Here is a 12578-nt window from a genome sequence, read left to right as displayed (position 1 = left end):
TTTAAATGAGATTGGAAATGAAATTCAATATATATAGTTTAACCGCAGTTTTCGGCCTGATGCTGCTCATAGATAGTTGCAGTAAGGACGCGACCAGTTACCAGGATTATCTGGGTAACAAAGAAAAGGTCTACCCCGGTTTTCCCAACGCAATGGGAGCAGCACCGGGCAACTACAGGGTAAAGCTAAGCTGGACACCGAGTCCGGACCCTACAGTAGAAAAGTACCGGATTTTCTGGAATAATGGAGCAGATTCGCTGGAAATTGCAGCCCCTCAAGTTTCATCAGGCAAGGTGGAAGTAGTGATTACGAATTTGGTGGAATACAGTTATTCTTTTACTGTGTATTCCTACGATCAGAAAGGGAACCGCTCAGTGCCCGTAAACCTGAACAACATTAAGGTATATGGAGACAGTTATAAAGCCAGTTTAACCAACCGGTTTTTGAATACTACTACGCCTTACGTGTTGGAGGGGAACGATCTGACCTTAAATTTTATGGAGCCTGATACCATTAATACCGAAACCCAGGTATTCTATACCCAGGTAAACGGAACAGAAAAGATGCTGAAGTTGCTGCCAGAACAGGAGAGCATTAAGTTGGAGGGCTATAAAACCGGCACTACTGTTCGTTACCAATCGAGCTATATCCCGGTTCGTGGTGCAATTGATACTTTTCATCCCACTGATTTTAGTGTATTGGCCAATATCAAAGCACCGTTGAACAAAGCCTTGTTCAGGGAAGTGAAACTCAGCAATGATGTGGGAACCTATACTGGAGAGACTTCGGTAAGTCAGCTTTGGAATGGTAATACGGCGCCGACGGACTATCCAAGTATCTTTCATAGCAATACGATGAACCTTCCGCATTATATGACCATTGATCTGGGTCAGACCTACACTGGTCTGTCAGATTTTGAAATCATGGGAAGGTCTAGCGGATACCATAATCCGATAGAATTTGAGATCTGGGGTATAGATGACCTGGCTGCTGCGCCTCTTGTATTGCCCTATACAGGAAGTGGCAAAAACTGGACGCTGTTGAAGCGTGTGGTAAGGACAGGTGATGGTATTGCGCCATACCGGGTTGAGCTGGATCCAACTAATGCGAACATCAGATATATCAGGCTAAAAATCATAAAAGTTGCAAGTAACAGCAGCAATACCAGTAATTTTAGCGAAATCACCTTTTGGAGGCAATAAGACTTGAACACTCATAAAACCACATACAAAATGAAAACAAAAAAGTTAGGTTATTTATTGATGACCGTAATCACATTATCTGCGGGCATTACGCTTGCTCCGGAGTCGGTGTCGGCCCAGGTGCCAAAGGGTACACAATTGCCGTTGGAACAACTTCAGCAACAGTTCGTCGACCTGGGTTTTGGGATGTTTATTCATTATAATATCCCTACCTATATGGAAGATGACTGGGCAGACCCGGATGCCGACCCTGCTATTTTTAATCCAAAAAAACTAAATACCGATCAGTGGGCCCAGGCTGCGAAGTCGGCCAATATGACTTACGGTTGTTTGACGACCAAGCACCATAGCGGGTTCGCGATATGGGACACCAAGACAACCCCTTACAACGTGATGAACAGTCCGCTGAAGCGCGATGTAGTAAAGGAATATGTGAACTCTTTCCGTAAGGCGGGATTGAAAGTGATGCTATACTATTCCATTTTGGATACCCACCACAAACTGCGCCCGGGACAGATTACGCCGGAACATATTAAAATGGTGAAGGCCCAGTTGACTGAGCTTCTCACGAATTATGGAGATGTATCGGCGCTGATCATCGATGGATGGGATGCCCCATGGTCCAGAATTTCCTATGATGATGTGCCTTTTGAGGAAATATATAACCTGATTAAATCGATCCAGCCCAACTGCCTGGTGATGGACCTTAATGCGGCGAAATATCCATCAGAGACCTTGTTTTATACCGATATCAAATCTTATGAGCAAGGTGCCGGACAGCACATTTCTAAAGAAAACAATAAACTGCCGGCATTGGCTTGTCTTCCTTTGCAGGCCAATTGGTTCTGGAAATCCTCTTTTCCATCGACAGCGGTGAAAACACCAGAGTCGATGGTGAACGACAATGCTGTGCCTTATAACCAGATTTATTGTAATTTCATTCTGAATGTGGCACCCAACCGTGACGGACTGATTGATGAGAATGCGCTTCTGGCGCTGAAGGAGATTGGGAAATTGTACAAGCCGCAAGCTTCGCTGCCCAAATTTCCGAAAGCTCAACCGCCTGTGATTTCCTCCAATATTGCTAAAAGGGCAGCGGCCAATTCCAGCTGGAGTTATGATATGTCGATCATGGATTTTGCTACTGATGACAATTTTGGGACCAACTGGTACTCGCACCCTTCTGTGAAGAGCCCATGGTTTGAAGTGGACCTGGGTAAGGAGAAAGCTTTCAACACGGTGGTGATTACCATGGCGAAAGCCAATGCGATTACGTATGAGCTGGAATATTACGCCAACAACAAATGGTATCCATTGGTTCAGGCAAAAAATACAGAAAGAATGATTACACAACGTTTTGACCGTAAATGGGGGGAGAAGTTGCGGATTAAATTCCTACAGTTCCGGAACACACCGTCCATTGCCGAATTTGGGGTGTTTAACGAGCGGAAATAATTTTGAATGGGGGTGATGAAAAGGCAGTATTTAAGAAACTGATCCTGGTTGGTTGCCAGGATTTGGCGAAACATTTTAAAAATGGTTCTATTAGGTAGCAGCAGTGCTTTCGGATGAAAGTACTGCTGTTTTTAAAGTAAATTTGTTACTTTGATATTCAGATAGCCATGAAAAGTAACCAAACCACCATCGTTGACATCGCCAATGAGCTGAACATTTCCAAGTCTACCGTCTCACGTGTCCTGACCGGGCATCCGAATGTAAAGAGGGAAACCCGGGAAAAGGTGCTGGCACTTGCAGAAAAACTGGACTACCAGCGGAACATGCTTTCTATCAGTTTGATGACCAATAAGACGAAGACCATCGGCATCGTTCTCCCGGAATTCATCACCTCTTTTTTTCCACAGGTAGTCGTAGGCGCACAGGAGGAAGCGGTGAAGGAAGGCTATAGTGTGCTGGTTTCCCAGTGTAATGAAAGTTATGAAACTGAAGTAGCCAATTCCAAGGTAATGCTGGCCAACAGGGTAGACGGTGTGATGGTTTCACTGTGTAAGGAAACCATGAACTTCGACCACTGGAAGGTTTTTCAGCGTAAAGGAATTCCGATCGTGTTCTTCAACCGGGTGTGTGAAGAGATGATGGTACCCAAGGTCGTGGTGAATGACTATGAGGCCGCTTTCATGGCCGTAGAGCACCTGATCAACATTGGCAAGAAAAGGATAGCACACCTGGCGGGTCCGCCCTCATTGCTGATCAGCAGGAAGCGGCTCAACGGTTATAAAGATGCACTGAAAAAGCACAACATCGCGATAGACGAAGACCTGATCATTTATTACGACCTGAGCTTGAGTAAGGTGAAAATTTACATCAAATACCTGCTGGAACTCGAAAACCCTGCAGATGCACTTTTTGCCATCAATGACCCTGCTGCTATAGAAGCCATACAAGTGATCAAGAAGCTGGGGAAACGCATTCCGGAAGACATTGCGGTGGTGGGCTTTAGCAACAACTATGGTTCGAATTTTATAGAACCTGGTCTGACGACGGTTTCACAGCCGGTAAAGGAGATCGGGCGAACGGCAATGCAACTGCTGCTGGGCCTTATGGACAAGGATGTGGCGCAATGGAAGCCCATTATCAGGACGCTGGATGCTGAGCTGATCGTGAGGACATCGACCGTCCGGGAAGAAAGTTGATATTGGGAGTTTTCGGGAGCGTTCCCAATTCTTGGGAACGGTTTCAGTGCAATTTATTTGTTTTGTTGCCCTTGGACTAGGCAGTCCCTGAATATCTTTGGATCAATCAATCGGACATTTTACCAAATAGGTGCCCGAATCTATTATCCTGTATTCAGATATCCATGAAACGAGAAGAGTTTTCAGAAAAAAGAGTTTTAAATCAAATCAAGCTGCGCGCCGACCTGGTTGTTGTAGGCGGAGGACTCTCCGGCGTTTGCTGCGCGATTACGGCGGCCAGACAAGGTATCAAAGTGTTATTGGTACAAGACAGGCCTGTACTGGGTGGTAATGCCTCCAGCGAGGTGAGGCTATGGGTGCTTGGTGCCACTTCCCATATGGGCAACAACAACCGCTGGTCCCGCGAGGGAGGGGTCATTGATGAGCTCCTGGTGGAAAATACTTATCGCAATCCGGAGGGGAATCCCATGATCTTCGACCTGATCCTGCTGGACAAGGTGAAGCTGGAAACCAATATTCAGTTGCTGCTCAATACTGCGGTATACGACCTGAAGAAAAAGGATGCGGACACGATCAGTTCCATCTCTGCATTTTGCAGTCAGAACTCTACCAGTTACGAACTTACAGCGCCATTATTTTGTGATGCTTCAGGGGATGGTATTGTTGGTTTTTTGTCGGGTGCCGCTTTCCGCATGGGTGCAGAACGCCAGGAAGAATTTGGAGAGAAAATGGCGCCAAGCGAAGAATATGGTTCCTTGTTGGGGCATTCCCTTTATTTTTACAGTAAGGATGCCGGTAAACCGGTAGAGTTCATAGCTCCTTCCTTTGCCCTGCAGGACATCAAAGAAATTCCCCGTTACCGGAGTTTCAATGCCAAAGAATTTGGTTGTAAACTCTGGTGGGTAGAATATGGCGGGAGGCTGGATACTGTTCACGATACCGAGAAAATAAAATGGGAACTCTGGAAGGTGGTGTATGGCATCTGGAACCACATCAAGAACTCCGGAGAATTTCCGGAGGCTGAAAACCTGACCCTGGAATGGGTGGGTACTATCCCCGGAAAGCGGGAGAGTCGCCGTTTTGAAGGCGATTATATGATGCGGCAGCAAGACCTGATCGAGCAGCGTGAGCATGAAGATGCGGTAGCTTATGGAGGCTGGTCGATAGACCTGCATCCGGCAGACGGGGTGTACAGTGAGCGGCCAGGCTGTAACCAATGGCATAGTAAGGGGATTTTCCAGATCCCTTACCGTTCTCTATACAGTAAAAACATCCGGAACTTATTCCTGACCGGCAGGATCATCAGCGTGAGCCATGTGGCATTTGGTGCCACCCGGGTGATGGCGACAAGTGCTTACGTGGGGCAGGCAGCAGGAATGGCTGCCGCACTGTGTACTGCTAAAAGGCTATTACCTGAGGAGATCATTTCCAAAGCTCAGATTGCTGCCTTACAGCAGCAATTGCTGGAAAACGGGCATTACATACCGGGCTTAAAAGTAACTGGTAATGATGACCTGGTGGTGCAGGCCCGGATCTCTGCATCAACCGAACTGCAGTTTCGGGGATTTTCTCATGAAGGAAACTGGAAAACACTGGACATTCCCTCTGCGCAACTGTTCCCTTTGCAAGCTGGGACTGTTCCTGTTTTTCAGGCGGAAGTCAATCTATTGGAAGATACAGTGCTGACCGTTCGCTTACGTGGAACGCAAAGGGCCGGGAATTTTACACCGGACTTGGAGCTTGGTGAGCAGCAGTTTTCGTTGAAAAAAGGACAGCAAACCTTGCGGCTGGATTTCAGTACTTCGCTCAGCGAGGCCGCTTACGTCTTCCTTCAGTTTGAATCCAATGCGCAAATACAACTGGGGATTACAGAAAAACGCGTGACAGGTATTCTGTCAGTTTTCAATACCATCAATAAGGCAGTATCCAATTATGGGAAGCAGTCGCCAACGGAAGATTCCGGTGTAGATGCTTTTGAGTTCTGGTGCCCGCAGCGCAGACCAAATGGTCAAAACCTTTGTGTTCAGACCGAGGAGGTCACCGCAGGTTTATTTGCTGCAACAAACATCAGAAACGGAACAGATCGGCCTGTTGTAGCACCAAATGCCTGGGTAGCTGATCCAGGTGATCCTGCACCGGAACTGCAACTGGAATGGGACAATATGCAATATATTTCGCATATCGACCTCTGGTTTGATACTGATTTTGACCATCCGATGGAATCTGTGCTGATGGGGCACCCTGAGCGCGCGATGCCATTTTGTGTGCAGGAATACCGCATACTGGATGAGTTTGGGAACGAAGTGTACAGCAAGAAAGGAAATTACCAAAGCAGGAACAGGATCAGCTTCGCGCGCCCCTTGCAGACGCGTAAAGTAACAATTCAACTGAAACATCCTTCGGTTCATGTTCCCGCAGCTATTTTTGCAGTACGCTGTTACAAGGCATAGGCGAAATTGACCATTTAAACCACAAATAACAACCAAATATGGTACAACTTGATTTTATAGTAATGGGGGTCTTTGCCCTGCTGATCTTTGCTATAGGGCTGACCTTTACCCGGGTGGGCAGCAAGAACGGGCAGGCATTTTTTGAAGCCGGGGGCGAAACCCCCTGGTGGATCAATGGTCTTTCCCTGTTCATCAGCTATTTCTCTGCCGGAACCTTCGTAGTCTGGGGCTCCATTGCCTATAAGCATGGCCTGGTGGCCAATGCCATCCAGTTGACCATGGCCATCAGCGGCCTGATCGTTACGATCTTCATTGCTGCTAAATGGAAGAAGACCGGGGTGGCCACTGCCGCAGAATATATCGGGAAACGTTTTGGAGCGAAGGAAAAGCAGTTCTATACCTATATGACCTTGCTGCTCAGTTTATTTACGACAGCTGCAGTATTGTATCCCGTAGGCAAAATGGTGCATGTGGCGACCGCATTGCCCGTCAACTGGTGTATCCTGATCATTGGGCTGATCATTGTGTTGTATACAGCTGCGGGCGGGCTATGGGCGGTATTGGTGACCGATGTGGTGCAATTTGTGATCCTATCGGCAGCAGTGCTGATCGTGATCCCGATTTCCTTTGCGGAGATTGGGGGAGTGCATAACCTGATAGACAAAGCACCTTCCGGATTTTTTGAGCCCTTTAATGATGATTATACCTTTGGCTTTATGCTGGCCTTTGTGGTTTACCAGACGTTCTACATAGGTGGGAACTGGGCTTACGTACAGCGTTACACCAGTGTAGCCAACCAGAAAGATTCCAAAAAAGTAGCGGGGATTTTTACCATACTCTATTTTGTAAGTCCGGTGATCTGGATGATCCCGCCGATGATCTACCGGATCATCAATCCCAACCTGCAGGGACTGGAAGCAGAGGATGCGTATATGATGCTGATCCAAAAGGTGATGCCGGCAGGACTGATCGGCCTGGTACTTGCCGGAATGGTTTCCGCCACTTCGAGCAAGGCGAATACGACGATCAATATGGCGGCGACTGTATTTGCGCAGGACATTTATAAAAACCTGTTTAGGCCCGCCGCGCAGGAAAGGGAAGTGATTCTCATGGCCCGCTTTTTTACCTTGCTGTTTGGCGTGGCAACCATTGGCGTGGCCATTTGGATACCGAGTGCAGGTGGTATTGTAGAAGTGGTACTCAGTACCGCCTCCATAGCAGGGGGTGCTTTGTTCGCACCGATCATTTGGACTTTGTTTTCTAAAAGACAAACAGGTACATCTGTGGTGAGTGCAACATTGTTGTCGCTGCTCATCAATCTGTTCTTTAAAGTGCTGAGTCCGGCACTGCTGGGCCTGAAGCTGAACCGCACCATGGAAACCGTTCTGGGCATGGGAATTCCCATACTGATCCTGGCTTTATATGAGCTTTGGTACCGCTCGAAAGGCCAGGTTTCAGAGAAAGTAGAGGAGATGGAAGCGCATAGGAAGGCGGAAGCATTGCGGCCGGTGGAGCATGTGGCATTACATCAGGATGCCGAGCAGCAGAATATTTTCGGAATCCGCGTTATCGCACTCTCTATGGGTGTGGTGGGGCTTGGTATCGCATGGTTGGGCATGCTGGCTGAACGTTTTTCGACGGTTGTGGTGGTTGTGGGCCTGGTGATCCTGGTATCTTCACTTGTAATTGGTAAACTGACTTTTAAAAAGAAATAACATGAAATATCCTTCCCTGCTGCTCCTCTGTTTATTCGCTGTTCTGACTGCCACTGCGCAGGTCACGTTGCCTTCCTTTTTTTCAGATGGGATGGTGCTCCAGCAAAAGAGCAATGTAAAGCTTTGGGGGAAGGCGCAGGGTAGAAAGGCGATAAATGTGCAGACTTCCTGGGATGGGAAAAGGTACCGTGTGACAGCCGATACGTCGGGCCGCTGGTTATTGCAATTGCCTACCCCCGCAGCAGGTGGTCCGTATACCATCCGGATCAGTCAGCAAAACCAATTGCAGCTCAGTAACATCCTGATTGGAGAGGTCTGGCTCTGTTCTGGCCAATCGAACATGGACATGCCTGTAAAAGGTTATGCCAATTCGCCGATCCGGGATGCTGCGGAACTGCTGCTAAAATCGCCGAATCCCAGGATTAGGCTTTTCCATGTAGAAAGACAATATGCAGCAAAGGCCATGACTGAGGTCAAGGGCAAATGGCAGGAAGCTGATGCGGCTTCGGTGAGCGAGTTCAGTGCTGCAGGTTATCAGTTCGCCAGCTTTCTGTCTGAACATCTGAAGGTGCCGGTAGGTCTGATCCAGTCGACCTGGGGCGGTTCACCGATCGAAGCCTGGATGGATGAAAGTGCTTTGAAGGAAGCCATGACTGCTGAGCAATTGAAAAATGACAGGGCTATTGGTAAGGCTGTGCACCAGGTGCCAGGAAGCCTGTTTAATGGGATGATTGCACCTTTATGCGGTTATGGAATGGCCGGAGTTCTTTGGTACCAGGGTGAGCAGAACCGGTATAACTATGAGGATTACCTGCGTCTGCAGCCGGCTATGCTGAAATCCTGGCGCGAGCACTGGGGGATAGGGGAATGGCCTTTTTACTATGTACAGATTGCCCCGATGCAATATCCGGGGCAACAGGCTGTGTTGGCTCCCCGCTTCCGGGAAGTGCAGTTGAAACTGATGGACCTGCAGCCCAATTCAGGTATGGTGGTATCGATAGATGGAGGAGAAGCCCATAACATTCATCCGCCGGACAAGACCATTATCGGCCAGCGATTGGCTTTTTGGGCGCTATCGAACACCTATGGCAAAAAAGCATTTGCTGTCCGTGGTCCCGAATATGAATCGATGAAACTGAGCCACGATACGGTCAGTTTGAAATTCAGGAATGTGCCTCTTGGGCTAACCAGCTTTGGGAAGACCCTGACGCAATTTGAAGTGGCTGGAACGGATCGGGTGTTTTATCCCGCAAATGCAGTAATTAAAGGCAGTGCGGTGTTGGTTTGCAGCAAGCGTGTACCTGTTCCGGTTGCCATTCGCTATGCCTTCAAGGACTGGGCGACAGGCGAACTTTATAATGTAGAAGGTCTTCCGGCTTCTTCTTTCCGCACTGATTCATGGTAGCAATTCCTGTTCCCCTTCCACATATCCTTAATGGTAGCATAAAAGGCCTGTTTTTTGAGAACGTTCCCAAAAAATGGGAACGTTCTCAAAGAAATTAGTCCCAATTTATCTGCGTATTTCTTTAAAAGCTGAATATCTTCAATTCAGAAAATCTAACCAGATAACCAATAAACCAAATTGAAATGAGAAAATTAAGTTTTCAAGCGATGCCCTGCTATCGTTTTAAGGAGATTCGCAACCAAGGTAACCGCAGCCTGATGATGACCAATAATTAACATTCCGAGATTCTTTACCAATCCATCACATTAAATTCGCATCAATGACCATTTATACCAAACCGATATTGGCTGTGATTTGCTTTATGGCGCTGTCTGCCCATGTGACCCGGGCACAGGATACAGTTGACCTGAAAAAGGAACTGAAGCAGCATGCCTTAAAAACAGATTCGCTCAGGAAACTGAAACAGCTTATTTATTTTGACAGGGCCGCAAAAACGAGCACGAGCTCTTCTGCAATGGTGCAGGGAACGGAATTTTCCCATACACCAGTAGTATCTTATCCAATGGCACTGGCCGGGCGTTTTGCTGGGCTAAACATTACTCAATCCGGGGGTGAACCGCTCAATGAGGGATTCGGGATTAGCCTGAGAAACCAGTCGCCCCTCATTTTTATAGACGGGATTCCCCGTTCTGTGACCCAGATCAGTATGGAGGAAATTGAATCCATCACTGTTTTGAAAGATGCAGTAGCTACTGCCATGCTTGGTATCCGGGGTTCTGGAGGTGCCATTTCGGTAGTCACGAAAAAGGGGATCTCGGGTAAACAACAGATCAATTTCAGTCTGCAGACCGGCTTTCAAAAGCCTACGGATAACCTGATTTCGCGTCCACTTGATGCCTATCGCTATGCCTTACTCTACAATGAAGCCCTGAGCAATGACGGTTTGCCAGTAGCGGCCAGCGGTTATCCCGATGCGGCCTTGCTTGCCTATCAGAATGGAACAGATCCACTCCGTTATCCGGATGTGAACTGGAATGATCAGGTGCTGAAGAACAGGGCAGGCTTTGCCCGTTATAACCTGAATACAAGGGGCGGAAACCAGTATGTACGGTACTTTGTTAATGTAGAGCATATGAGTCAGGACGGTATGCTGAAGACCAGTGATCTCAATAAATACGATACCAATTCCGGTTTGAAGGCCTATTTTGTGCGTTCAAATATCGATCTGAACCTGACCGAGGAGCTGAGTGCTGGAATCTATATCCAGGGCAGACTGATCAATACCAACAGTCCCGGGAACAATGGGACCGCCAGTCTTTTTGGTTCCTTATTGAGCACACCCAGTGCAGCTTACCCTGTATACAATGAAGATGGAAGCTATGGAGGAACCTCTCAATTTCAGAACAACATTGTCGCGCAGAATATAGGTTCCGGTTATTCCCTGAACAATACCAGGACGATCTTATCTGATTTTTACCTCAAAAGAACTTTTAATGAAATATTAGATGGATTGTGGATGAAGGCAAGGGTGTCTTTTTTTAGCAACCTGAGTGAGAGCATCACCCGGAATAAATCTTTTGCCGTGTTTGAACAGGTCGGAACTTCCAGCGGTGGTCAGGCCCAATACCGGCAGTATGGAACAAACGGTACCCAGGCGAATGCTAATGGCATTGATTTTCAGAACCGCTCAGATTTTCAGGAATTTTCGCTGGGCTACTCCAGGATCTTCGATGCTGTGCATGACCTGGATGTGAGGCTGCTCGCCAACAGGGACAATTTGATCAACGGATCCAATTTGGCCTATACCATCCAGGGCATATCTGGACACGCGTCTTATGCTTACCAGCAAAAATACCTGGCTGAAATTTCTTTTGCCTATAGCGGAGCCAACCGCTATCCGGATAATGGCGGTTTTAAATACGGCTTTTTCCCGGCTGTAGGTCTGGGCTGGAACATCAATGAGGAAAGCTTTTTGAAATCGGCAAGCTGGCTGAATCAGTTGAAACTGTACGGCTCCTATGGAAAAACAGGACAGGACAATGGTGCTTATTATACTTATCAGCAGGTCTATAGTTCCTCAGCCAGTGCTATTTTTGGTTCCAGTGCAGCGGGGGTGACCGGTTTGGGCGAAGCTTCGCTGGCTAATCCGAATGTAACCTGGGAGAAGGCAGAGAAACTAAATGTAGGTATTGCTGCTGCAATATGGCAAAACAAATTGTCGGCTTCGATTGAATACTACAACAACCTTTTTACCGACCTGAGTATCGTACGCGGTACCAATAGCGGTCTGCTTGGCATTGCCTATCCTAGTGAAAATATAGGAAGGGAACGTTATAAAGGATGGGAGGGAGAACTGAACTGGGCAGAACAAAAGAAGAATTTTGGATTTAGGCTGGGTTTGAATGCCAGTGTCCAGCAATCTGAACTGCTGTATTCGGCAGAGGCGAACCAGCGCTACATCTGGATGCAAAGGACAGGAAATCCCCTGGGCAAACAGTTTGGCTATGTGGCTGAAGGTCTGTTCAGGAATCAGCAAGAAATTCAGGGTCATGCGACGATAGAGGGTTATCAGCCGCAGCCGGGAGACATCAAGTACAAGGATCTGAATGCTGATGGGCTGATCAATCAATATGACCAGACCATGATCGGTTCGAAAAAGCCTAACATTCTGTTTGGCCTACTGCTGGGCTTCAATTTGAGAGGCCTTGATTTTTCTGCGCTGCTGCAGGGAAGGGCCAACCGGGAGGTCTATTTGTCCGGTACAAGTTTTTGGGAATTTCAGAACAATGGAAGAGGACAGGCCCTGGAGCACCACCTGGACAGGTGGACGCCGGCCACTGCTGAAACTGCAAGCTATCCCCGGCTGAGTACGGGTATGGGGCCGAGAGACGGCTCAGTGAACAACTGGTTGAGTTCTTCTTATTGGCTTCGCAAGGGAGATTTTATGAGGTTGCGGACTATAGAACTCGGTTATACCCTGCCGAAAGCCCTGACATCCAGGGTGGGGATGCACTCGTTGCGCCTCTACCTGAACGGGCACAACCTGTTTACGGTGGCCTCCAAAACATTTGATGGTGCAGACCCGGAAAACTATGGGGGGAGTTACCCCATACAGAAGGTCTACACCCTTGGTTTAAACATTCAACTGTAGTCTT

Annotated in this window: 7 protein-coding genes; all 7 read left to right on the top strand. The window is 47.8% G+C overall.

Annotated features, from left to right (window positions below; all coding sequences use genetic code 11):
• The first annotated feature begins 17 nt into the window (after window positions 1–17).
• The 7 genes from WAE59_RS19065 (at window position 18) to WAE59_RS19035 (ending at window position 12574) form a co-directional block, all read left to right on the top strand.
• Window positions 18–1202 (top strand): DUF4998 domain-containing protein, encoded by a 1185-nt coding sequence (locus WAE59_RS19065; RefSeq protein WP_337857572.1) that lies wholly within the window; start codon window positions 18–20, stop codon window positions 1200–1202.
• 30 nt (window positions 1203–1232) lie between these two features.
• Window positions 1233–2657, top strand: a complete 1425-nt coding sequence (locus WAE59_RS19060) for an alpha-L-fucosidase (RefSeq protein WP_337857571.1) — start codon at window positions 1233–1235, stop codon at window positions 2655–2657.
• Window positions 2658–2824: 167 nt separating this feature from the next.
• Entirely contained in the window at window positions 2825–3853 is a 1029-nt protein-coding gene (locus WAE59_RS19055; RefSeq protein ID WP_337857570.1) for a LacI family DNA-binding transcriptional regulator, read from the top strand.
• Window positions 3854–4017: 164 nt separating this feature from the next.
• On the top strand, window positions 4018–6303 hold the full coding sequence (locus WAE59_RS19050) for an FAD-dependent oxidoreductase (RefSeq protein WP_337857569.1): 2286 nt from the start codon (window positions 4018–4020) through the stop codon (window positions 6301–6303).
• A gap of 38 nt (window positions 6304–6341) precedes the next feature.
• Entirely contained in the window at window positions 6342–8018 is a 1677-nt protein-coding gene (locus tag WAE59_RS19045; protein WP_337857568.1) for a sodium:solute symporter family protein, read from the top strand.
• 1 nt (window position 8019) lies between these two features.
• Window positions 8020–9423, top strand: a complete 1404-nt coding sequence (locus tag WAE59_RS19040; RefSeq protein ID WP_337857567.1) for a sialate O-acetylesterase — start codon at window positions 8020–8022, stop codon at window positions 9421–9423.
• Window positions 9424–9742: 319 nt separating this feature from the next.
• Window positions 9743–12574: a SusC/RagA family TonB-linked outer membrane protein gene (locus WAE59_RS19035; protein WP_337857566.1), complete on the top strand. Its 2832-nt coding sequence runs from the start codon at window positions 9743–9745 to the stop codon at window positions 12572–12574.
• Window positions 12575–12578 lie beyond the last annotated feature (4 nt).

This window comes from Pedobacter sp. GR22-6 (assembly GCF_037402555.1).
In the GTDB taxonomy this organism is placed as follows: domain Bacteria; phylum Bacteroidota; class Bacteroidia; order Sphingobacteriales; family Sphingobacteriaceae; genus Pedobacter.
The sequence above is the reverse complement of the archived record's forward strand: the minus strand, read 5'-3'. Positions and strand labels throughout refer to the sequence as shown.